This window comes from Chitinophaga sp. (assembly GCF_039596155.1).
Lineage (GTDB): Bacteria > Bacteroidota > Bacteroidia > Chitinophagales > Chitinophagaceae > Chitinophaga.
The window spans coordinates 146,204-169,199 of the sequence record NZ_JBCNKF010000011.1; the positions used below are offsets into that span (position 1 = coordinate 146,204).

General features: G+C 46.1%; 18 protein-coding genes. 9 read left to right on the top strand and 9 right to left on the bottom strand.

Features of this window, described 5'->3' with window-relative positions; all coding sequences use genetic code 11:
• Positions 1-7: 7 nt before the first annotated feature.
• From ABDW33_RS13140 to nusB, 5 genes are all read right to left on the bottom strand, one after another.
• Positions 8-2,857, bottom strand: a complete 2,850-nt coding sequence (locus ABDW33_RS13140; protein WP_343690526.1) for a DEAD/DEAH box helicase — start codon at positions 2,855-2,857, stop codon at positions 8-10.
• 113 nt (positions 2,858-2,970) lie between these two features.
• Positions 2,971-3,567: a dephospho-CoA kinase gene (coaE, locus tag ABDW33_RS13145; RefSeq protein ID WP_343690527.1), complete on the bottom strand. Its 597-nt coding sequence runs from the start codon at positions 3,565-3,567 to the stop codon at positions 2,971-2,973.
• A gap of 74 nt (positions 3,568-3,641) precedes the next feature.
• Entirely contained in the window at positions 3,642-3,989 is a 348-nt protein-coding gene (gene yajC / locus ABDW33_RS13150; RefSeq protein WP_343690528.1) for a preprotein translocase subunit YajC, read from the bottom strand.
• Between the two features lie 41 nt (positions 3,990-4,030).
• The gene (locus ABDW33_RS13155; RefSeq protein WP_343690529.1) at positions 4,031-4,465 is read right to left on the bottom strand and encodes a DUF1573 domain-containing protein; all 435 of its coding nucleotides are present in this window, start codon (positions 4,463-4,465) and stop codon (positions 4,031-4,033) included.
• 14 nt (positions 4,466-4,479) lie between these two features.
• Entirely contained in the window at positions 4,480-5,376 is an 897-nt protein-coding gene (nusB, locus tag ABDW33_RS13160) for a transcription antitermination factor NusB (RefSeq protein ID WP_343690530.1), read from the bottom strand.
• Positions 5,377-5,731: 355 nt separating this feature from the next.
• Between nusB and ABDW33_RS13165 the strand changes: the two genes are divergently transcribed.
• The 3 genes from ABDW33_RS13165 (at position 5,732) to ABDW33_RS13175 (ending at position 9,062) form a co-directional block, all read left to right on the top strand.
• Positions 5,732-6,013: a co-chaperone GroES gene (locus ABDW33_RS13165; protein ID WP_072356767.1), complete on the top strand. Its 282-nt coding sequence runs from the start codon at positions 5,732-5,734 to the stop codon at positions 6,011-6,013.
• A gap of 56 nt (positions 6,014-6,069) precedes the next feature.
• Positions 6,070-7,704 carry a chaperonin GroEL gene (groL, locus tag ABDW33_RS13170; protein WP_343690531.1) on the top strand — a complete coding sequence of 545 codons (1,635 nt, stop codon included), beginning with the start codon at positions 6,070-6,072 and terminating at the stop codon, positions 7,702-7,704.
• A 137-nt stretch (positions 7,705-7,841) separates the two neighbouring features.
• Complete coding sequence (locus ABDW33_RS13175) at positions 7,842-9,062, top strand: hypothetical protein (RefSeq protein ID WP_343690532.1); 1,221 nt, start codon at positions 7,842-7,844, stop codon at positions 9,060-9,062.
• A gap of 142 nt (positions 9,063-9,204) precedes the next feature.
• Here ABDW33_RS13175 and ABDW33_RS13180 read toward each other — a convergent pair whose 3' ends face one another.
• Positions 9,205-9,993, bottom strand: coding sequence for a 2OG-Fe(II) oxygenase (locus ABDW33_RS13180; protein ID WP_343690533.1), 789 nt, complete (start codon positions 9,991-9,993; stop codon positions 9,205-9,207).
• A gap of 237 nt (positions 9,994-10,230) precedes the next feature.
• Between ABDW33_RS13180 and ABDW33_RS13185 the strand changes: the two genes are divergently transcribed.
• The 3 genes from ABDW33_RS13185 to ABDW33_RS13195 all read left to right on the top strand — a co-directional run bounded on the left by ABDW33_RS13185 (position 10,231) and on the right by ABDW33_RS13195 (position 15,538).
• The gene (locus tag ABDW33_RS13185; RefSeq protein WP_343690534.1) at positions 10,231-10,716 is read left to right on the top strand and encodes an FKBP-type peptidyl-prolyl cis-trans isomerase; all 486 of its coding nucleotides are present in this window, start codon (positions 10,231-10,233) and stop codon (positions 10,714-10,716) included.
• Between the two features lie 265 nt (positions 10,717-10,981).
• Positions 10,982-12,412: an L-serine ammonia-lyase gene (locus ABDW33_RS13190; RefSeq protein WP_343690535.1), complete on the top strand. Its 1,431-nt coding sequence runs from the start codon at positions 10,982-10,984 to the stop codon at positions 12,410-12,412.
• Between the two features lie 336 nt (positions 12,413-12,748).
• Positions 12,749-15,538, top strand: a complete 2,790-nt coding sequence (locus ABDW33_RS13195; RefSeq protein ID WP_343690536.1) for a hypothetical protein — start codon at positions 12,749-12,751, stop codon at positions 15,536-15,538.
• A gap of 406 nt (positions 15,539-15,944) precedes the next feature.
• Here the strand turns inward: ABDW33_RS13195 and ABDW33_RS13200 are convergent, their stop codons facing one another.
• The 3 genes from ABDW33_RS13200 to ABDW33_RS13210 are packed head-to-tail and all read right to left on the bottom strand — an operon-like array spanning position 15,945 to position 20,217.
• Entirely contained in the window at positions 15,945-16,439 is a 495-nt protein-coding gene (locus ABDW33_RS13200; RefSeq protein ID WP_343690537.1) for a hypothetical protein, read from the bottom strand.
• 58 nt (positions 16,440-16,497) lie between these two features.
• A complete protein-coding gene (locus ABDW33_RS13205) occupies positions 16,498-19,149 on the bottom strand; it encodes a valine--tRNA ligase (RefSeq protein ID WP_343690538.1) in 2,652 nt (883 codons plus the stop codon).
• A gap of 45 nt (positions 19,150-19,194) precedes the next feature.
• Complete coding sequence (locus ABDW33_RS13210) at positions 19,195-20,217, bottom strand: GntG family PLP-dependent aldolase (protein WP_343690539.1); 1,023 nt, start codon at positions 20,215-20,217, stop codon at positions 19,195-19,197.
• A 328-nt stretch (positions 20,218-20,545) separates the two neighbouring features.
• Between ABDW33_RS13210 and ABDW33_RS13215 the strand changes: the two genes are divergently transcribed.
• The 3 genes from ABDW33_RS13215 (at position 20,546) to ABDW33_RS13225 (ending at position 22,932) form a co-directional block, all read left to right on the top strand.
• Positions 20,546-21,403 (top strand): RNA polymerase sigma factor RpoD/SigA, encoded by an 858-nt coding sequence (locus tag ABDW33_RS13215; protein WP_012793808.1) that lies wholly within the window; start codon positions 20,546-20,548, stop codon positions 21,401-21,403.
• A 167-nt stretch (positions 21,404-21,570) separates the two neighbouring features.
• On the top strand, positions 21,571-22,524 hold the full coding sequence (trxB, locus tag ABDW33_RS13220; RefSeq protein WP_343690540.1) for a thioredoxin-disulfide reductase: 954 nt from the start codon (positions 21,571-21,573) through the stop codon (positions 22,522-22,524).
• A gap of 57 nt (positions 22,525-22,581) precedes the next feature.
• Complete coding sequence (locus ABDW33_RS13225) at positions 22,582-22,932, top strand: dihydroneopterin aldolase (protein ID WP_343690541.1); 351 nt, start codon at positions 22,582-22,584, stop codon at positions 22,930-22,932.
• The last annotated feature ends 64 nt before the right edge of the window (positions 22,933-22,996 follow it).

Consider the following 22,996-nt stretch of genomic DNA (forward strand, 5'->3'; position numbering starts at 1 on the left):
AAATTTATTAACTAAACAAAAACGCTACATCATCTTCCGTCAGTTTCTTCACAAAGCCGGTATCTTCACTGATCAGGTCATCTGCAATCATCTTTTTCCGTTGCTGTAATGCAAGGATCTTTTCTTCCACACTATCTTTACAGATCATTTTGTAAGCAAACACTTTATTCTGTTGTCCGATACGGTGGGTCCGGTCTATGGCCTGCTGTTCTGCCGCCGGGTTCCACCATGGATCTACCAGGTACACGTAATCCGCGGCTGTCAGCGTCAACCCTACACCACCTGCTTTAAGACTGATCAGAAACACACGCATCTCTTCTTCTTCCTGAAACTGATTCACCAGTTGCTGGCGGTTCTCAGCCTTTGTGCTGCCATCCAGGTAGAGAAATTTCAATCCTTCCTGTTCCATTGCCTTGGCAATCAGTTGCAGCATGCCGGTGAATTGAGAAAAGACCAGTACCTTATGGGAACCGGTATTTTCACTGATCTCGCGCATCAATTCATCCAGTTTTACAGAATGGGAGATATGCGATTCTGATTCCACCAGCTGAGGGGCATTACAGATCTGCCGCAGCCGGGTCAGACCTTCCAGTACATAAATCGTGCTAGCTGCAATACCCTGCTCCTGGATACGGTTGAAGACCTTCTCTTTGTACAGGTCACGAATCCTGTTGTAAGCCTGCCGCTGCTCTTCGCCCATTTCACACCACATAATGATCTCTGTTTTGTCAGGCAGATCCTGGGCTATCTGTTCCTTGGTACGCCTCAGCAGAAAGGGGAAGATCAGGCGACGTAACTGGCCTGCTTTTTCTGCATCCGAATATTTGTCGATAGGCATGGCAAATTCCGAACGGAAAAAGGCCTGGTTACCCAGCAGACCCGGATTGGCAAAGTTCATTTGCGCATACAGGTCCATCGTATTGTTCTGTATAGGCGTACCACTCAGTATAAGCCGGTTACGTGACTGCAGAATTTGCAGCGCTTTGGTGGTCTGAGATGCCGGGTTCTTGATCACCTGACTTTCATCCAGTACTACATAGCCAAATACATGGCCCGCAAAGATATCCTGATCACTACGTACCGTACCGTAGCTGGTGATCACCAGGTCAGACCCGGCGGGGTCAAAGTGTCGGTTATTGCCATGGTACACCGCATATCGCAGCTGGGGGGCAAACTTTTTCAGCTCACTTTCCCAGTTGTAAATGAGGGAAGTCGGGCATACCACGAGATGAGTTTCGCCCGGGTATTTATCCCTGAGGTGTTGTAAAAATGTAATTGTCTGAAGGGTTTTACCAAGACCCATGTCATCTGCCAGGCAACCTCCCCAGCGCATGGCATCGAGTAGGCACATCCACTCAAAACCTGCCTGCTGGTAGTTACGCAATTTTGCCTGGATCGCCGAAGGCACGGGGAAATGTGCCCCCGGTTGCGCCTGTAGCCGTTGCAGCCGTTGCAGGGTATCTTCGGAATGTTTTCCCTGCATCATCATCTCCTGCGCCAGTGTAAAGTGCAGGCGGGAAAGTTTGAGCTTGTCTTTGGTTACCTGGCCCAGTTTCCAGAGCAGGTCATATTTGTGCAGCCATTCTTCTGGAATGACACCAATGGTACCATCTTTCAGCAGCAGGTGTGGCTGCTTGTGCTGCAGCGCTTTTTGCAGGTCTGGCAGCGCCACGGGAATATCACCGTAATGGATTTTTATTTCCAGGTCGAAAGCATCTTTGTCTTCCCCGCTCCATTTAATGTCCATCACAGGCACATGGGTATTGTACCTGAAATGTTGCAGCTGGTCCATGCCATACACACCAATGTTACGATCGGTGAGTTTACGATAACATTTTACAAACCACTGGTTCTTTTCAGCATCCGCAAAAGGCAGGTAGAAGTAGCCATTGCGCTGTTGCGCAAAGCGGGCATGCAGCGAACGGATGAAGGAGAGGATCTCTTTTTCTTCATCCAGGTGTCGCCTGATTTCGAATTGTGTATCGCCTTCGGTGCGGAGCACTACCGCATCCGGCGAATCTTCAATGATAAAATCTCCATACTGCCATTGCGGCGTAAGTACGAGAAACGATTTGTTCAGTTCACTGAGCCAGATGTTGCAGGAGGGCGATACATCGATCTCCTCCCTGTCCAGCAGGATGCTTTTATTGACAGGAAATAGTTCACTCAATGGATTGACGACCTGTTGCAGGAAAGCACCTTCTTCACCGGGGATAGCATCGATGTACCCGCCGGAGAATTTTGCAATAGCATTGGCATTGGCAGGAGGTAGTATGAATAGTTCTCCGCGGTTGCGCAACAGGAACCCGAAATGCTCAAAGTCGGAGAGAGGCAGCAGTTGATTGTTGATATTGACAAATGCCACGATACGGATCACACCATCGTCTCCCTGTACCAGCTCAAAGGAGAGAGCAGGCGTATAGTTGCTGACAGTCGCAGGTCGTGTATGTTTCATCAGCATACTATCATCAGTGATCATCGTATACCAGGGCAATACGGGTGTAAGCGGGCGGAGTTGCTGTAAGGTATGGTAGAGATATTGTTGCATACCATCCTGTACATATTGGTGAATGGTGAGTTCTCTTACCGGGGCATCCCTGAATTTTTCTTTCAGCTGCAGTTCCTTGTACAGCATGGCTTCCTGTGTACATGGCGCCAGTAAGTGCTGTACCCCGGCCGGCAGGGTACTGAATATGGATAAGGATTTTTTATCGTGCAGGGGCATTCGCTGACAGGTACGGCCACCGGCGTCTTCCTTCAATAATCCGGCGCTGATCCTGATAGGTTCCGGGTGATTACTTTGCAGCTCCAGGAGCAATACGGGTGTAGCTTTAGATGAATTGACGGTTTTCCCCATGCAGATATTTTGTTAGTGGCTCATGTTCGGCTTATCAATCAGCATTAATATTTAATCAAGCTGCCTATCAACAATGAATACAAAATGAGCGAAGATCGGTATGTAAAGGTTATTTATTGAGCGCCTGCCAGTTCCAGCAGTTGGGCATGGAGGGCAAGGACCTGAGGTATGACCATCTGTTGTTCATCGTTGTGAATAACGTAGTCACACAATTTCATTTTGATGGGTTCTTCTATCTGTTTATACATGCGTGCCAGCACATCTTCGCGGGTGACATTGTCGCGCTTCATGACCCGGAGTATACGCAGGGGCTGAGGAGCGGTCACGCCGATGATCTTGTCCAGGTAGGCAAAGGATCCTGATTCGAACAGGAGGGCGGCCTCCTTGATGATGTAGGGAGCCTGCTGCCTGTCTGCCCATTCTTCGCTGTGCCGGATGGTGGCAGGGTGTACGAGGGAATTGAGCAGTTCCAGTTTGTCTTTGTCGTTAAAGACGATCTTGCCCAGGGCAGCGCGTTGCAGCTGACCATTTTCGTCATACATCTCTTCACCAAAGTGTTCCTTAATACTGGCTTTGAGCAAAGCGTCGGTATGCATGATCTCTTTGGCGGCATCGTCCGCATAGTAAACGGGGATACCGAGCAGGGAGAAGATCTTGCATACAGTGCTCTTGCCGGAGCCAATGCCCCCTGTGATACCTATTTTTAACATATGTCCAAAGATCAAAAAAAATCCCAAACTCCGGCAAAGGAATTTGGGACCTGTCATCCTTGCGGATGTAGTATTTATTTAGCCGGTGCTTCAGCAGCTTTCTGCTGAGCAGCAGTATATTCCATGGAAATCGCAGAACGTTCGATAGTCAGGTAGGTACCTGCGCTAACTTCGATCTTTACGGTATTGTTTTCAGGGAAGAATTTATTGATCTTACCGTGGATACCGGCGATGGTAACAACTTTATCACCTTCTCTCAGGTTGGAGATAAAATCTTTCTGTGCTTTAGCTTTTTTTGTCTGAGGACGGATCATGAATAACCACATCACCAGGATCATACCCCCAAAAAACAGCAGCTGCACCATACCTCCGTTACCGCCCTGGGCTCCACCCGGAGCTCCCATCAGTAAAATGTTAAGCATGTTTGTGTACATCGTAAATGTTTGTATTTGTTGTTGTTAGTTTATTGTTTTACCACCGTGCAAATGATCTTTGGTCCCTGTACCAACTCAGGTGTAGTGTTGGCATGGAGGATGATCTGCTTGGTAGTGAAGCCGGACTTGCCTGCGCTGTTAAATACTACTTTGAGATAGCTGCTTTTTCCTGCCTGGATGGGCTCTTTTGGCCAATCCGGAACGGTGCAGCCACAACTGGAGGTAGCGTCTGTAATGACCAGGGCCGCATCGCCAGTGTTTGTGAACTTAAATGAGTATTCTACTTTTTCACCTTCTACCACGTTGCCAAAGCTATGTTCCATTTCTTCGAAAGCGATGGCAGGAGTGCCTTTTTTTACCTCCGTAACGGTTGTACCAGGGCCTTTTTTGCTGTTCTTAATGTCTCCGCTGCAAGCTCCTAAGAGGAGGGTACTGCATGCGAGCAGGTAGAATACCTTCTTCATAGTCTCAAAATTAGCTATTTTTTATTACGGTCTACTTTCTTTATCTGATTTGCCGCATCCAGGTCTTTCAGGATATTGTCCAGTATGCCGTTTACGAACTGACCGCTCTGCGGCGTACTGTACGCCTTTGCCAGGTCAATATATTCGTTGATTGTAACCTTGGTAGGAATAGTGGGGAAGAAGAGGAACTCACATACGCCCATTTCCATAAGAAGCATATCTACAGCGGCAATACGTTCAGGATCCCAGTTCTGCAATTTTGGCTTGATGAGTTCCAGGCTGTATTCCTTCTTGTCCAGCACAGTGAGCAGGAGTTCCCTGGCATATTCCAGTTTTTCCCTGCTGATCAGCTGGAGGAAGTTAAACAGGTGTGGTTTGTGCATGTAGTTCGCAATGAGCAGGGACATCATCTCCGCATCGTCGCCCCAGTGAAGGAACGTATCTTCCATGTGCTGGAGGAAAAGCTCGCTCTGGGAAAGGATTTCCTTATAGATATATTCAATAATTTCTTTCTCGCTCTTTTTATTACGGGAAGGCTCCTTAATGTATTCCTGGTAGATGTCTGACGCTACAAGGGTATTGTAGAGCTTACGCAGCATATCCTGTTCCGGCAGGTGTCTGAGTTTCCAGGTTTCCAGATTTACCTGGAATCCTTTGTCATTAATGATCTGGAAAATGAATTCGTTACCTGCAATTTTGGTGTTTACGGTCAGGTCTTCGGCTGAGGGAAGGTGCTTGGAAGCACGTTGTTGTGCGTCTATTTCAGCATATTGCGCTACCTGCGTAAGGCAATAAAGTAAATAGGTAAAGATCTGACTGGTCTGGTCCAGCTTCTCGTTCAGTAAGCTGGTAGCCGTACCTGGCTTAATAGTACCTGGCTCCATCGTTTCCAGGGCATAAAGGGTTTGCATGACCTTTACCCGGATATTTCTTCTGCTAATCATCTTATAATCAAGAACTGTATGAGGGCGCAAAGCTATTGAAAAAAATGGGGATTCGAACATACGGGGGGACATTTTACGTAACAGTCTGATAGGAGGGACTAAAAACCGCTGTACCTTTAGGTAAAGTAACAGGCTTTTAATCTGCTAGTTACCCACATTTCAGAATGTTTTGTCAGTTTTTGCTGAAAAATTGGCATTTTTGTCAGATGTCCACGGGATGGAATGTAATGGTTCCTGAAAAAATGACCCGAACGGGGCCTTGGCACAATTATCGAGGGCCAAGGAGCATTAAATCATCTTATCTTTTTAAAAAGTATATTATATGGCAAAAGATTTAAGTATTAAACCCTTAGCTGACAGGGTGATTGTGAAACCCGCAGCAGCAGAAGAAAAGACCGCTGGTGGTATCATCATCCCGGATACTGCGAAAGAAAAACCACAGAGAGGCACTGTCGTAGCAGCAGGTCCCGGTAAGAAAGATGAGCCGGTTACTGTTAAAGTTGGTGATACTGTACTGTATGGTAAATATTCCGGTACAGAGATCAGCATCGAAGGCGGCGATTACTTAATCATGCGTGAATCTGACATTTTAGCAATTGTTTAATTACAATTAGTGCACACACAAAACAAAAGGTAAAACTTTAAAAATTACAAGCTATTATGGCAAAGCAAATATTCTTTAACATCGAAGCCCGCAATAAAATGAAGAAGGGCGTTGATATCCTGGCAGATGCTGTTAAAGTAACCCTGGGCCCAAAAGGTCGTAACGTTGTTATTGAAAAGAAATTTGGCGCACCTGGTCTGACTAAAGACGGTGTTAGCGTGGCTAAAGAAATTGAACTGGAAGACCCTATCGAGAACATGGGTGCCCAGATGGTGAAGGAAGTTGCTTCCAAAACCGCTGATATCGCTGGTGACGGTACTACTACTGCTACCGTTCTGGCACAGTCTATCATTGCAGAAGGTCTGAAAAACGTTGCTGCCGGTGCAAATCCAATGGATCTGAAACGCGGTATCGACAAAGCTGTTAAAGCAATCGTTGAAAACCTTGCAGGTCAGTCTGAAAAAGTTGGTAACGACATTCAGAAGATCGAGCAGGTGGCTGCTATCTCTGCAAACAACGACGCTACCATTGGTAAGCTGATCGCTGAAGCTATGAGCAAAGTAACCAAAGACGGTGTGATCACTGTAGAAGAAGCTAAAGGTACTGATACTACTGTAGAAGTAGTAGAAGGTATGCAGTTCGACCGTGGTTATCTGTCTCCTTACTTCATCACCAACAGCGAGAAAATGCACGCTGAACTGCAGAACCCTTACATCCTGATCTACGACAAGAAGATCAGCACCCTGAAGGACATCCTGCACATACTGGAAAAAATCGTTCAGAACGGACAGCAACTGCTGATCATCTCTGAAGATCTGGAAGGTGAAGCACTGGCTACCCTGGTAGTAAACAAACTGCGCGGTCAGCTGAAAGTTGCTGCCGTGAAAGCACCAGGCTTCGGTGACAGAAGAAAAGAAATGCTGCAGGATATCGCTACCCTGACCGGTGGTATCGTGATCAGCGAAGAACAAGGTTACAAACTGGAGAATGCTGACCTGAGCTACCTCGGTCGTGCTGAATCCGTAACTATCGATAAAGACAATACTACCGTTGTAGGTGGTAGAGGCGAAAAAGAAGCTATCCAGGCTCGCATCAATCAGATCAAAGCGCAGATCGAAGTAACGACATCTGACTACGATCGTGAGAAACTGCAGGAGCGCCTGGCTAAGCTGAGCGGCGGTGTTGCTGTACTGTATGTAGGTGCTGCTACCGAAGTTGAAATGAAAGAAAAGAAAGACCGCGTAGACGATGCGCTGCACGCTACCCGCGCTGCCGTTGAAGAAGGTATCGTTCCAGGTGGTGGTGTTGCTTATATCCGCTCTATCGAGTCTCTCGACAAACTGAAAGGTGATAACGAAGACGAGCAGACCGGTATCGCAATCGTTAAACGTGCGATCGAAGAACCACTGCGTCAGATCACTGCAAACGCAGGTATCGAAGGTTCTATCGTAGTACAGAAAGTGAAAGAAGGTAAAGGCGACTTTGGCTTCAACGCACGTACTGAAGTGTATGAAAACCTGTTGGCTGCCGGTGTTATCGACCCAGCTAAGGTGACTCGTATCGCTCTGGAAAATGCAGCTTCTATCGCCGGTATGCTGCTGACCACTGAGTGTGTAATCGCAGACAAACCAGAACCTAAATCCGCAGCTCCTGCAATGCCAGGTGGCCACGGTATGGGTATGGATTACTAATTTTGGTAATTATTATACTGAAGGAAGCCGTTTCATTTTTGAGACGGCTTCCTTTTTTTATGTAGAATATTTTTTTTTACCTGCGTAAGGGTATACCTTCCTCCCGGTTGTCAACTAATACACTTATCGAGATGCTGATGAAATATTTCCCGAAGCACCTGTTGTTTTGTACTGCTATAATGTTGGTTAGTTTTTCCTTGTACGCCCAGTTGAGTCAACGCGTCATTACTATTACCCGTCCTACCATGGACATACCCGGGCTGGCAAAGACGATCGCTGCACAGACAGGAGTGGAGTATTCGTTAAACATGCAAAATACATCGCTGAAAAAGTATGTGCAGTTAAAGCCGGGTAAGTGGAAACTGGAAGATGTAATGAAAGCAGTGCAGGAGCAGGCAGGGCTGAATTATAAGATCATCGGGGATCATATTTTGTTCACGGACTATAAACACGTAAAAAAGGATACCGTAATATCGGCAAAACCGGCGAAGGTTCCCCTCGCAAAGATAGTGCCCCCAAAGGTGATTCAACCAGCCCCTAAAGCAGTCCATACACAGCGCAGTACTACCAGGCATAAAAAGCCAACGACTGAAGCAACCGTCACTCCTCCTGAAAGTGAACCAACACCTGGTTCCACTTCTTATCACCTAAGCCCCTTACCCTTACAAACCGGGTGGCTGTTGGGCCAGCCTGGTTTGAATACGAAGCTGGAAAAATTAACCATAACGGCAGCAAAAGAAAGTTTGCTGAAGGGAACAACTACCAAAGAAAATATAGCAACAAAAGGTGACGCAAAGGCAGTAAAAACTTCCAAAGAAAGAAAACACTTTACCTTTCCTCCATTAGGCGACCTCCCCCTTGCAGAAGTTGGCATTACCGCAAATGACATCGTTTATCTGAGTGCCAGCGCCAAAGCGGGTATTCAATATATTTATGGCATCGGTACCCTCGGTGTCTCCTCCGGCGGCATGCGGTTCAGGTACGGGGCTGGTCTGCGCATTCCACTGAATGAGTCTGCCGCCATACATGCTGAGTTTACCACCGGTGGGCTGTCAAGAATTTCGACTGACTCCACGACGAAAAAAACGCTTTTGCGGGAACGCCTGAATGCTTACGGCCTCTCCTGGTCAAAGACCATCCGGCCACGCTTAAATCTGCAGTTGGAACTGAACTATTCAACCCTTAAAAAATCGAGCGATTCCACCCTGACCATTAAAAATAATGAAATCAATTATTATAAATATGGCAAACCGCTCTACAATGCCAGGATTGCTGCTAATGGGAATGACTATGTATTAAATTCCTGGGTAGGCCTCCGGATCTCCCTGTTTTATAATTTAAGAAGGAACAACTGGTAAAGCAGGCTTGTTGTCTAAAAGAAATTACTGGTTATACTGCTCTTACCATCAGCTTAGGCAAGCGCAGTACAACCGGTAATATCTTACTGATACAAGGTGCTTATGTCTGGCATTATCAACAGCAGTATCACCAGCGAACACCTTACCGGGTAAGGGCCTTCAGCAATACCGGGGGTATCCATTCTTTTAACTTTTGTTTGAAACTATTGCTGGTAGCATCTTCTTTTCTTAGCCTGAAGATAGTATTATGACTGGCAGTCGCTTCTCCGGCAGGTCTGCCATTGGTATAGTAATATAAGGCTATTGACCTGCGGGTACGGTTTTCCGGACATGTTAAGGGATCAGGATGCCCATGGTAGGAATGAGAGGTCGTTGAAAAGATGGCCATCCTGTTATATACCGGCAGTATCTTTACCATCGCCTTTTCCATATCCTTATCCCACAATTCGAGGTGACCGCCATAAGATTCTTCCCATTCCTTATTCAGGTATACAAGTACATTCAATCGTCTGTCAAGCCCGGTGACAGGATGTTTATTAAAATCAGCATGTACTTTAAGCATACCACCTCTTTTGATCATATGCAAGCCACCACCTTCCAGGTATGGATCGGGAATCAGTCCATTGATGCCAGTGAGGGTTTCCAGGAATTCAATGAATGGACGTGAATTGAGTGTATGAATAAATTGACGGGTGAAATCCCCGAAATCCTGCTCGTTTTTTGCCGCCAGTTTCACTTCTTTATTGTTGTCAAACTGTTGCCAGTTAGCGGTTCTGGTAGTAGGAAATTCTTCCAGAATAGTTTCCAGTACCTGCTCAGGGAATATATTGTCAAGGTAAATGTGTGGGAATGGTGCAGCGTAATTGTACTTCTCCTGTTGTTCCTTTGCAATGGCCTGCAAATGATCGGTGTCTGGCTTGTAATAAATCATAGAAAAGTGGTTTTTATACCTCTTCAGACAACTGGTAAATGCAGATACCCTTATGCCTGTGATGTTAAATTGTCCTCAACTTCCAGCTTCTCTCTTCGCATCCCTTGTCAGGGATCTATACCAACTGCCGCCGGCAAAAGTTCGCTATTTCTACCAGACCCCATTTCTCATCGGTGCCGGCTCTTCTTTTACCGACAAGGATTGTAACTTTACAACAATATTTTGCGTTATATAAGCATGAAGTTATTTTTACAAGCTATCTTTTTCTTACTGTACCTTTCTGCCTGTTCTAAATCGGCAGATGGTAACCTGAATGCCAGTAGTCCTTCTACAGTAGTATCACAGGAGTATTCCATCCAGTCATATATTTCGAGTCATGGTCTGGCTATGACAAGAGATACCAGTGGCATGTACTACAAGATCATGGACATAGGAGATACCACCAAAATAATGAATCTCAAATCTATACCAACCCTCATTTACACCCGTAGCAACCTCAGGGATAGCCTGCTGGATGCCAGCTTTGGTTCTACCGATTTCGATGGTCGCCAGTTGAAAGATCATATCGCAGGCTGGCAGATCGGCCTTCGTAAAATCGGCAAAGGCGGAACGATCTTCATGATTATACCAAGCAGGCTTGGATTTGGTGATGTGGCTGTGGGTAATATTATTCCGGCTAATACCGTATTGGTGTGTACAGTGCAACTGGTGGATTATAAATGATTCTTACCCGGATACATATGCCTGCATCCATTCAGTAAATTTCCCTGTCAGCCAACTACTCCCTTTTACCAGACTGCACCTTATCTTCCCTATAGTGCGGTTGTTTGAATGATCTTACCAGCACCAGCAGAAAATAGCTTTCCTACTGCCTTTAAGCGAAGCTTACTAACCTGTAATTTCCGGTGTATTTCACTACAACATAACCCTCCTGTCGTATATTTTAAATGCTTGCAGGAATGCATTATTTTTGGTGAAATTACTACTAGTGGCACACGAATGCATATCCGTTTTTGATATTTTCAAAATAGGAGTCGGTCCTTCCAGCTCTCATACCTTAGGCCCCTGGCGGGCAGCATTGCAATTCCTGGCCGAACTGAAAACAGCCGGCAGAACCCTTTCCGAAGTACAGCATGTCAGCGTGCTCTTATATGGCTCCCTGGCCAAAACAGGCCATGGACACGGTACGGATATTGCCGTACAACTGGGATTGTGTGGGGATGATCCCGTTACTTTCGACGTAAATAAGATCAATGAAAAAATGGATGACATTCGCCGCAGCAAAACAATGCTGGTTGGCGGTGAAAAATTAATCGCATTCGATCCATTGGAAGACATCAGTTTTCTTTATGAAGAATCCCTGCCTTTCCATCCCAACGCCCTTACTTTCTTAGTTACGTTTGAAGACGGCAACCAGCAGGCCAGCACATATTACTCTATCGGTGGAGGCTTTGTGGTGAAAGAAGGAGAGGCGGCAGGTGCCGCTTCGCAGGTAGACCTGCCTTTCCCGATCGATACCGCCCGGCAGCTATTGCAATTCTGTATCAAGACGGGATATGCCATCTCTGAAGTGGTGATGGAAAATGAACTGGCCTGGAGACCAGAAGCTGAGACACGTGCCGGCGTACTGAACATCTGGCGGGTGATGAAAGAATGTATTTACAGAGGCAGCCATACTGCAGGCGAACTTCCCGGTGGATTGAAAGTAGCCCGGAGAGCCGCTGCACTCAATAAAAAATTACTGAATGGCAATACCTATACTGACTACGATAGCTGGATCACGGCGATCCGCCAGGGAGGTAACCATTTTGCCTATACACTGGACTGGGTCAGCTGCTTTGCACTTGCGGTAAATGAAGAAAATGCCAGCTTTGGCCGTGTGGTGACTGCACCTACCAATGGTGCAGCAGGTGTGATCCCTGCCGTGCTGCAATACTTCATTACCTTTTGCGACGGTTATTACGAGGACAAGATCCTTCAGTTTATATTGACCGCTTCTGAAATCGGGAGCATCTTTAAAAAACGCTCTACTATCTCCGCCGCGATGGGTGGCTGTCAGGCAGAAATCGGTGTGTCTTCAGCAATGGCAGCGGCTGCACTGACCGAATGCATGGGAGGCTCCCAGCGGCAGGTACTAATGGCAGCAGAAATAGCCATGGAACATCACCTTGGGCTGACCTGCGATCCTATTGGCGGATTAGTACAGGTACCCTGTATCGAACGAAATACTATGGGCGCTATCAAGGCGATTACAGCGTCGCAGCTGGCGTTGCAAAGCAACCCTGAACTGGCAAAAGTGTCGCTGGATGCAGTGGTAAAGACAATGTGGGATACGGCGCTGGATATGAACAGCAAATACAAGGAGACTTCTGATGGCGGGCTGGCAGTGAATATTCCGATTAGTTTGCCAGAGTGTTAGTGAAAACTACCCGCATGCCCTTGCCGCTTACCGGGTAGTTCATTCAGGGGCTCGCCCGGTATACCGGAATGTTTATATGATTTACCGGTTTCCTTTACCCAATAAATCATTTAGATGACCATCGGTGTACAGGAATGGTGCTATTTACCAGCATGTGCATCGCGTATTTACCGGCTCCTGATGATATTTTAATGTAAGGAATGACTTTACCTGAAAAGGCAAGTCATTCCTTCTTACAAAAATCCCGTTTCAACTACCCCAAACCCCTTCTCACCGAAACCTCTCATGGCTTACCGCAATAATTATGTATATTGTCAGGCTATACCTACAAATGTTATGAGATTAGTTGCGTATCTCCTGTTGATACTTTTTCCTGCCAACCTGCTAGCCCAGGTGTTTGGCGGAAATCCTCCTTCGTTAAAATGGCACCAGATCAATACAGACACTGTCCGCGTGATCTTCCCTGCCGGCCTTGAAAAAGAAGGTCGTCGGGTAGCCAGCATCGTCAGTTACCTGGATGCCAATACCCGTGGTTCCATTGGTAACAGGAAGATGAAAGTGAACATCGTTCTGCAGAACCAAACCCTGGAATCCAATGGCTACGTAGCACTCGGCCCTTTCCGCTCAGAGTTTTACCTTACACCGCCACCTGGCCCCGATCTGGGCTCACTGAAATGGGAAGAACAGTTATCCATCCATGAATACAGGCACGTATTACAGAACAGCAACTTCGATCAGGGGGCGTCAAAGGTAGTTTCCTACATCTTCGGACAAATGGGCCTCGCCGCCGCCACCAGCATCGCGGTACCCAACTGGTTCTGGGAAGGAGATGCCGTGACCATGGAGACAGCCCTGAGCAACCAGGGGAGAGGACGCCTGCCTTCTTTCTTCGATGGCTTTCGCGCACTATCACTTGAAAATAGGAACTACTCCTTCATGAAGATGCGTAATGGTTCTTATGTAGATTATACGCCCAATCACTACCCCCTTGGTTACCTCATGAGTATGTATGGCCGTGAACACTATGGACGTATGTTCTGGAAAGATATTACGACGGATGCTGTTCGGTACAGGGGATTGTTTTATCCTATGAGTCATAGTCTGAAGAAACATACAGGCCAGAACGTGGTAGGTTTTTATCACAACATGCTGAATGAATACCAGGCGCAATGGAACAACTATGCAAAAGACTCGGCAGTAGCAGGTGCGCCTTTGATGAAAGCCCCCCGCACTGTTACCAACTATAAATACATATACACCGTAAAGCCCGGGCAGTGGATCGTCTACAAAGATTCTTACAGAACCGTCGCCGGTTTTTACCTGGTAGACAGCACGGGCAGGCAAACCCTGTTAACAAGGCCGGGTATTCAGTTCGATGACTATTTCAGTTACAGGAATGGTCGCCTGGTATGGACGGAAGCCCGCTATAATCCGCGTTGGGGCTGGAAAGATTACTCTGTGATCAAACTATACGATAACGCCACAGGAAAGAAAAGCACCCTTACCAAAGGCACCCGTTATTTCTCACCTGATATCAGTGCAGATGGTACAAAGATCATTGCTGCCTATACTTTATCTTCACAGGTATTTGGATTGCAACTGCTGGATGCCAGGGATGGCAAGGTGATTGCGACATTGCCCAACCCGCAGAACTGGTACTATACGTATCCAAAATTCGCTGCGGATGAACAAAGCATTGTCAGTGCCGTACGCAATGCGAAAGGAGAAATGGCCCTCATCAGGCAGTCGCTCAGTAATGGTGAAACGGAGCTGCTCACACCGTTCAGCTTCAATATGCTGAGCATTCCGAATGTACAGCATGATACAATTTACTATACGGCCAGCTATAAAGACGTAGATAATATTTACGCACTTACCCTCGCGGACAAACAGATCCACCAGGTCACCAATCATGACAATGGGGTGCTGCATGCAACCATCGAAGACAGCGGCGTGGTATACAGCGGTTTTACATCAAGAGGTTACCAGTTATATACAGACAGCATCTCCTGGAAACCGATCGATGCAGGTGTAAATTATCATAGCAGCTGGCTCAGACCTGATTTCCAGGAAGGTGGCAATATCCTCTCTACCGTGCCTGACAAGGATTACAAGATCACCACTTACAGGAAAAGTACGAAGCTGATTAACCTGCATAGCTGGTTACCTACCTTCGATGATCCGGATTATAGTCTGACGATCTACGGCGATAACATCTTAAATACAGCTTCCACTACTTTAGGTTATACCTACAATAGAAATGAAGGTAGTTCAGCCCTGAGCGGGAACTTCATTTATGGTGCACTGTTCCCGTATTTACAGGCAGGTGCTACGTATACTTTAAACCGCTCAGATCTGTATGCCAACAGGGGTAGATTGTACTGGAATGAAATGGATGTACACGGCGGTATCACCATTCCGTTGACACTGTCAAGGGGAATGTACAGCCGGAGTATTTCCTTCTCCTCCATGTATCATTACCTGGAACGGTATCCACAGGGAAATTTCAAGTTCCTGCATCCCTCCCTGCAATACATTGGCAATACCTTTGTGTTCTACAATGCAAGGAAAAAGGCGACACAGAACCTGTTCAGTCACTTTGGCCAGTACTTATTGCTCTCTTACAGTCACTCGCTGGACAAGCTCTTCGCAGAGCAGTTTTTTGGCCGGTTTGACCTGTATTTACCAGGCCTGAGCCAGAATCATAACCTGATTTTACAAGCGGCTTTCCAGCAGCGGGATACGATGAGGAACTACTCATTCTCGGATAACTTTGCCTACGCCAGAGGATACAATACGCCTTACTATAAATGGGTATATAAGCTGGGGGCGAATTATCATTTTCCCATTGCTTATCCTGACTGGGGCTTTGGACAGCTGATCTATTTTATGCGTGTGCGGGCAAATCTGTTTTATGATTATAGCAAGGCCTATAACTATCTCAATAAAACCCATAACCAATATACTTCGGCGGGTACAGAGGTATTCTTCGATACCAAGATCGGGAATGTACTGCCTTTCTCTTTTGGTTTCAGGTATAGTCATTTGTTTGACAAGGATCCGGCAGATAATGCAAAAGAGCGGTTTTCTTTCATTATTCCGCTGCAACAGCTATTTAACTATTAATAGGATAAGCGGATGTACCAGTAATTTATAAAAGACACTTTTTCCTCACGTACCCGGATAAAAAAAACATATAGCGGGAATTCCCCGTAGAAAATAAAGACTGTTTTCAGCAAAAGTAGCCTGTATCCAAAGAAGGATACAGGCTACTTTTTTTGTATTCACCCATGCTTGGAATAGCTGCCGGCAATAGTGCAGCTATAGTACTACTATTACACCAAATGAGTACTAATACATCACCAAAAGGGCACCTCAATATCCAATCGATATTGAGGTGCCCTTTTGGTGTACTACTGGTGTCCTTTTGATGAACGGTTGGTTGTATTGCTACACTATCGTTTCCATAAACAAAGAGGGTATCTCAAACTGAGATACCCTCTTTATGATGACGGTTATAATTAGCGGCTGATTATCTTACAATGAATTTCAGTTTTGGTGCCCTGTACAGTTTATCGCCGGTATAGTTTACGATAATATTATCGAAATAGAAAACCTCTCCTCTGTCCAGCAGTTCCTTAATTCTTGTGACCCACAATGCCGGCAGTTTATCACCTTTAAAACTGTCGCCTACATATTCTGTGTAGATACCAGGCTTGCCGGTGGTATCATTCAGGTAAAATTCCTTGTTCTCATAAGTAAAATCGAATGATACAACAGGGTATTTGTTATTTTTCTCGTCGCGTACTACCAGTGCAGAATCCAGCAATTTCATTATTTCCGGGCGGGGGATACTATCGCTCAGGAAAAGTCCCCAGGTACTTCTGAAACGTAATTTGGTGATGGTTTTAGCTGGAGTAGCGGCTGTTTTTTTTGCAGGCGCCGCCTTTGGTTTTCCTGACTGAGCATACAGTGAGAAAGCAGACATGACAACCAGGATGACAGATAGTATAAGGTTTTTGCGCATAGTACTGTAGGGTATAAAAAAATCGCCCGGAGAGTTAACGTCCGGGCGATGTTGAAAATTATAAAGATTTCAAACTTTCCGTAATGGCGGCAATCTTTGCTTCGGCATCCGCTTTCTTTTTCCGTTCAAGTTCAACGGCTTCCGGCTTGGCATTCTGAACAAACTTTTCATTGCTCAGTTTCTTATCCACGGAGGCAAGGAAGCCCTGGTTGTATGCCAGGTCTTTCAGCAGTGCTTCTTTCTGTGCAACAGGATCCAGTTCAGTTTCCGTTTCCAGGTAGAACTTATCTTTTTGTATTACCAGTGCGATACAACCACTTACAGGTGAATTGACATAATTGATTGCTTTTGCATTTACCTGCTTGATCAGCATATCTTCAATCTGTCTGAAGGCATTTTGCTGAGCGGTATCGATATGCACGGCGATTGGATCTTTGGGTTTGATCTGGTTCTTCGCACGGGCATCACGGATACTGGTGATCACCTCTTTAGCCAGTTCGCCCTGTGCCAGGATATTGGCATTTACGGCAGCTGGAGCAGTGTATTGTTTGATAACCAGGTCATCTCCGGCTTCGCGGGTAGCAAGGAGCTGGTAGATCTCTTCTGTCACGAACGGCAGGAACGGATGCGCTAAATGCATCAGTTCTTCGAAGAAGTAAACGGTTTTCCTATAGATGGCGGCATCGATTGGCTGTTCGAATCCTGGTTTTACCCATTCCAGATACCAGCTACAGAAGTCGTTCCAGATCAGGTGATTACAGATCAGGTTCAGGGCCTCACTCAGTTTGAAGTCTTTGAACAGGTCGATCACCTGTGCTTTCACTTCATTCAGCCTGTTTTCAAACCAGTTGACAGCAAAGTGAGCTTCTTCACTGGAGCTGGCACCTTCTGCCACGCGGGACTCCCACATTTTCACCAGTTTCAGGGCGTTCCAGATCTTATTATTGAAGTTACGTCCCTGTTCACAGCTTGAGTCGTCGAACAGCAGGTCATTACCGGCAGGAGAAGCGATCATGATACCAAAACGAACGGCATCCGCACCGAAACGATCAATGAGTTCCAGCAGATCTGGGGAGTTACCCAGCTGTTTACTCATTTTACGCCCCAGTTTATCACGCACCATACCGGTGAAGTATACATCGCCGAAAGGCTTTTCGTTTTTGTATTCCATACCTGCCATGATCATACGGGCTACCCAGAAGAAAATGATATCCTGTCCGGTCACCAGTACGTTGGTAGGGTAGTAGTAGTTAATTTCTTCGTTGTTCGGATTGGAAACACCGTTGAACACTTCCATGGGCCAGAGCCAGCTGGAGAACCATGTATCCAGACAGTCATCATCCTGGCGCAGGTCTTCTGCCTTTACGTCTACGCCTCTTGCCTTGAACTGTGCAACCGCGTTGTCAAGGCTGGTAGCTACCTCGAAAGTACCGTCCGGTGCGTAGTAAGAAGGAATGCGCTGTCCCCACCAGAGCTGCCGGGAGATACACCAATCCTTTACATTTTCCATCCAGTATTTATAAGTAGCGAGGAAGCGATCACCGGGATGAATTTTTACATCGCCATTTACGACTGCGTCGAGGGCTGGTTTTGCCAGTTCTGCCATTTTCACGAACCACTGGGTGCTGATGCGGGGTTCAACTACGGTGTCAGGGTTACGTTCGCTGTAACCGAGACGGGTAGTGTATTCCTGTTCTTTTACCAGCAGGCCTTGTTCTGCGAGGGCAGCTACCACCAGTTTACGTGCCTTGAAGCGGTCTTCACCGATGAATACACCGGCAGCAGCGCTGAGGGTACCATCGTCATTGAGGGTATCTACTACCTCGAGGTTGTGTTTCAGACCGAGGTTATAGTCATTGATATCATGCGCAGGGGTTACTTTCAGGGCACCGGTACCAAATTCCTTGTCAACATAAGTATCGAAGATGATAGGTACACGACGGTTGACCAGTGGTACCACTGCGAAGTGACCTACCAGGTGTTTATAGCGCTCGTCATCAGGGTTTACGCAGATAGCGGTATCACCCATGATGGTTTCAGGACGCTGGGTAGCGATAGTGATAGATTCGCCGGTGAGGTTGCCATCACCATCTTCCAGTGCATATTGTACGTGGTACAGTTTACCCTGCAGGTCTTTGTACAGTACTTCTTCGTCACTGAGGGCCGTTTTAGCTTTAGGGTCCCAGTTGATCATACGGGCACCCCTGTATATTTTACCTTTATTATAGAGGTCTACAAATACTTTAATAACTGCTTCATAGTAGTGGTCATCCATGGTAAAGGTGACACGATCCCAATCGCAGGAGCAACCCAGTTTCTTGATCTGGCTGTAAATGATACCGCCATATTTTTCCTTCCATTCAAAGGCATGTTTCAGGAATTCTTCGCGGGTAAGTTGTGATTTTTCAATGCCCTTTTCAGTTTTGAGCATGTTTACCACTTTCGCTTCAGTAGCGATGGAAGCATGGTCGGAACCTGGTACCCAGCAGGCATTATAGCCACTCATACGGGCACGGCGGACCAGGATATCCTGGACTGTTTCGTTCAGGGTATGGCCCATATGCAGTACGCCGGTGACGTTTGGCGGAGGTATTACAACGGTAAAAGGAGGGCGGTTGTCAGGTTTGCTGCTGAAATACCCTTTATCTATCCAGTGTTGGTACCACTTGCCTTCGGCAGTAGCAGGCGTATAATTTTTAGAAAGTTCCATGCTATCGATATATCTAATTATATAAGAGTGTGCAAAAATAAGAGATTATTCCATTTCGGCTATTACAGCGCAGGTTTTTGCTACCATAGCAGGGGTAATATCAAGGTGGGTGACCATCCTGACAGCGTTGTCAGTTACAGGATTGGCCAGGATTCCTTCCTTTTTCAGGTAGTCACAAAAATAGCGGGGCGTCCATTCACCGCCGGTGATATCGAAGCTGATAATGTTGGTTTCTACCGGCAGCATATGGCCTACGAATGACTTTTCGAGCAGGGCGTGTGCAATGTCTTTGGCATGAAGGTGGTCCTGTGCTAACCGCTCAATATGGTTTTCCATGGCATAAATACCAGTTGCTGCCATGAAGCCGGCCTGGCGCATACCGCCTCCGATTCTTTTTCGCACACGGCGTGCTTTGCGGATAAATTCAGCACTGCCAATCAGAACAGAACCCATGGGGCAGCCCATTCCTTTGTTAAGGCATACTGACAGACTGTCAAATATTTCCCCGTAAATGGCAGGGTTTTCCCCGGTTGCTACGAGTGCATTGAAAAGCCGTGCACCGTCCAGGTGGAGTTTCAGGTCGTTTTGAAGACACACTTCCCTGATCCTGATAATTTCTTCTATGTCATAACAACATCCGCCACCACGGTTCATGGTATTTTCAAGGCAGACCAGGCTTGTAGCGGCTTTATGAACATCGTCGGGATTAATGGCTGCCAATACGTCTGTGGCAGTGAACATACCTCTGTCACCTTCCAGCGGGCGGCTTTGGGCACCGGAGGTAGCGGCAATACCGCCGCCTTCGTAAATATAAATGTGCGCTAAGTTGCTGTGAATCACTTCATCTCCGGGTTGCGTATGGACTTTGATGGCGATCTGGTTGCTCATCGTGCCGGTGGGGCAGAAGAGGGCAGCCTCTTTTCCGAAATAGGCAGCCATCATACTTTCTAATTTATTCACGGACGGGTCTTCACCATATACGTCATCTCCGGTATCGGCAGTGTACATGGCATCGAGCATAGCGGGTGTCGGGCGGGTAAAGGTATCACTCCTGAAGTCAATTATCATTATTGAAGAATTTGCAAACGATTGAAGAATAAATTAGTGAAGTTATTAATTTGAATGAGATTCTTTTTCAAACGTTAAAATTTATATAAACCATTAAAAATACCTACTAAAGGGCTATAAAATTTCGTTTATATAAAGTACTTTGTTATACGAATAGTGCGGCAAAAGAAGAATTTGGTAGTGTGAGGGATTAGCACGATCTTTGCAGGCTAATTTGTTAAAACGAGAGTATGGAAGAGTGGAATATTTTGTAAGATATATATTTTACAAATTTCAACAAAATAAATCTTCTCGTGTTATCTAATTTATAAACTAATACACTTTCAATATGAGGCAACTTAAAATTGCCACCCAGATCACGAACCGTGATTCGCAGGCGGTAGAAAAATACCTGCAGGAAATTTCAAAGATCCCTTTGTTAACACCTGAGGAAGAGACTGTATTGGCGCAACGTATCAAAATGGGCGACCAAAAGGCTCTTGAACGTTTAACTACAGGAAACCTGCGTTTCGTAGTATCTGTTGCAAAGCAATATCAACACCAGGGCTTAAGCCTGAGCGACCTCATTAACGAGGGTAATTTAGGGTTGATCAAAGCTGCGCAAAGGTTCGATGAAACGAAAGGTTTTAAATTCATCTCCTATGCTGTGTGGTGGATTCGTCAATCCATCCTGCAGGCTTTAGCAGAACAAGGACGTCTGGTACGTCTGCCGCAAAATAAGATCGGCACTTACAATAAAGCGAACAAAGCCTACATGGCATTTGAGCAGGAAAACGAGAGAGAGCCATCAACAGAGGAGTTAGCTGAGATCCTGGAAATGTCTGAATCAGAAATCAACAATATCTTCCAAAGCAATACCCGTCACATGTCTCTCGATGCACCTGTACACGAGGCAGAGGACGTAGCTATGGGTGACCTGCTGGAAGGTGGCGATATTACTGATGATGATGTAATGCGTGATTCATTGCGTGAGGAGATTCGTCGTGTGCTGAAATCACTCAGCCCACGTGAAGCTGAAATTGTGAATGCGTATTTTGGTCTGGATGGAGAAAATGGAGCAACGATCGAACAAATCGGTCAGAAGTACGACCTGACGAAAGAAAGGATTCGTCAAATTAAGGAACGCGCCATCAAAAGGCTGCAAAAGGCCCGCTACAGCGGAGCACTCAAATCTTATCTGGGATAATAGTAAAACGTGCGCAGAGAACCTCTGCCACCTGAATTATAAATCTATTATGTCTATAACTGCACCGGCTGTAATTTTTATAGCCGGTGTTTTTTATTATACAAGGAAGTGTACTTTTGCAAGTCAAATGAATTTCGAGCCACACTTTATTAATTTACATAGCAAGTATGGAAACTAATCAACAGCAAGAGCATGTGCACCTATTGATCATAGGTTCCGGCCCGGCAGGTTATACCGCTGCCATCTACTCGGCCCGCGCCAACCTGAAGCCGGTGCTTTACCAGGGTATCCAACCTGGTGGTCAATTGACTATAACAACTGAAGTAGAAAACTATCCGGGCTATCCTGAAGGTATTCAGGGGCCTGAAATGATGGTTGACTTTGAAAAACAGGCCACCCGCATGGGGGCTGATATCCGCTATGGCCTCGCCACTTCTGTAGACTTCAGCAGCCAACCTTACAAAATTACTATCGATGAATCTAAAGTGATCACTGCCGATGCTGTGATCATCGCAACCGGTGCTTCTGCAAAATGGCTGGGCCTTCCTTCCGAGCAGCGCCTGAACGGTAGCGGTGTATCTGCATGTGCTGTATGTGATGGATTCTTCTTCCGTGGAAAAGAAGTCGCAATCGTAGGTGCCGGTGATACCGCCGCCGAAGAAGCACTGTACCTGTCAAAAATGTGTTCTAACGTACACATGATCGTTCGCCGTCATGAAATGAGGGCTTCCAAGATCATGCAGGACCGTGTACTGAAGACTTCCAATATCATGGTATACTGGAATTCCGAAACACAGGAAGTGCTGGGTGAAAATAAGGTAGAAGCGGTAAAACTGCTGAATACCGCGAAAAACGAAGAGCAGACTATTCCTGTCAGCGCATTCTTCGTCGCTATCGGTCACCAGCCTAACTCCGATATCTTCAAGGATTACCTGGAGCTGGACGAGCAGGGATATATCAAAACAGTTCCTGGTTCTTCCAGAACGAACGTAGAAGGTGTATTCGCCTGCGGCGACGTACAGGATAAGATCTACCGCCAGGCAGTCACTGCTGCAGGTAGCGGTTGTATGGCCGCACTGGACGCAGAAAGATATTTGTCTGCGAAAGAACACCAGGCTTAATTTTATTTTTATACAAACCAACCGGATGAAAGTCTGGTTGGTTTTTCTATTTTTTCCATGCTGACAATAGGACTCGAACAGGTACATTTTCATGCTTACCATGGTCTTTATCCGGAAGAGAAGATCATCGGGAATGATTTTATCATCGACGTATATGTAACAATACCGGGTACCTCGCCCATTGACAAGATATCAGAAACTGTCAATTACCAGGGCTTGCTGAATGTAGTGAAGCCTATTATGGAAATTCCCCAGCCCCTTTTGGAGCAGGTGGTATATGCTATTACTGATGCCATTAAGCACAAATATCCTGAAGTGCAGAAATCAGTTATTTCTTTGCGCAAAATGAACCCTCCCATGGGCGCTTCCGTACGTAACTCTATCGTTACTCTGGAGAAGACTTATTAGTTTAATATTTTCAACTATGGAAATTATCTTCAGAATGTATTAAATTTAGTTATTTTAATATATA

Bases quoted from the DNA above. Each gene is read 5' to 3' on its own strand.
- ABDW33_RS13165 (WP_072356767.1), top strand. From the start codon at position 5,732: ATGGCAAAAGATTTAAGTATTAAACCCTTAGCTGACAGGGTGATTGTG.
- ABDW33_RS13225 (WP_343690541.1), top strand. From the start codon at position 22,582: ATGCTGACAATAGGACTCGAACAGGTACATTTTCATGCTTACCATGGT.
- ABDW33_RS13180 (WP_343690533.1), bottom strand. From the start codon at position 9,993: ATGATTTATTACAAGCCAGACACCGATCATTTGCAGGCCATTGCAAAG.
- trxB (WP_343690540.1), top strand. From the start codon at position 21,571: ATGGAAACTAATCAACAGCAAGAGCATGTGCACCTATTGATCATAGGT.
- ABDW33_RS13155 (WP_343690529.1), bottom strand. From the start codon at position 4,465: ATGAAGAAGGTATTCTACCTGCTCGCATGCAGTACCCTCCTCTTAGGA.
- ABDW33_RS13205 (WP_343690538.1), bottom strand. From the start codon at position 19,149: ATGGAACTTTCTAAAAATTATACGCCTGCTACTGCCGAAGGCAAGTGG.
- nusB (WP_343690530.1), bottom strand. From the start codon at position 5,376: ATGCAAACCCTTTATGCCCTGGAAACGATGGAGCCAGGTACTATTAAG.
- groL (WP_343690531.1), top strand. From the start codon at position 6,070: ATGGCAAAGCAAATATTCTTTAACATCGAAGCCCGCAATAAAATGAAG.
- coaE (WP_343690527.1), bottom strand. From the start codon at position 3,567: ATGTTAAAAATAGGTATCACAGGGGGCATTGGCTCCGGCAAGAGCACT.
- ABDW33_RS13210 (WP_343690539.1), bottom strand. From the start codon at position 20,217: ATGATAATTGACTTCAGGAGTGATACCTTTACCCGCCCGACACCCGCT.
- yajC (WP_343690528.1), bottom strand. From the start codon at position 3,989: ATGCTTAACATTTTACTGATGGGAGCTCCGGGTGGAGCCCAGGGCGGT.
- ABDW33_RS13215 (WP_012793808.1), top strand. From the start codon at position 20,546: ATGAGGCAACTTAAAATTGCCACCCAGATCACGAACCGTGATTCGCAG.
- ABDW33_RS13185 (WP_343690534.1), top strand. From the start codon at position 10,231: ATGAAGTTATTTTTACAAGCTATCTTTTTCTTACTGTACCTTTCTGCC.
- ABDW33_RS13175 (WP_343690532.1), top strand. From the start codon at position 7,842: ATGAAATATTTCCCGAAGCACCTGTTGTTTTGTACTGCTATAATGTTG.
- ABDW33_RS13140 (WP_343690526.1), bottom strand. From the start codon at position 2,857: ATGGGGAAAACCGTCAATTCATCTAAAGCTACACCCGTATTGCTCCTG.
- ABDW33_RS13195 (WP_343690536.1), top strand. From the start codon at position 12,749: ATGAGATTAGTTGCGTATCTCCTGTTGATACTTTTTCCTGCCAACCTG.
- ABDW33_RS13200 (WP_343690537.1), bottom strand. From the start codon at position 16,439: ATGCGCAAAAACCTTATACTATCTGTCATCCTGGTTGTCATGTCTGCT.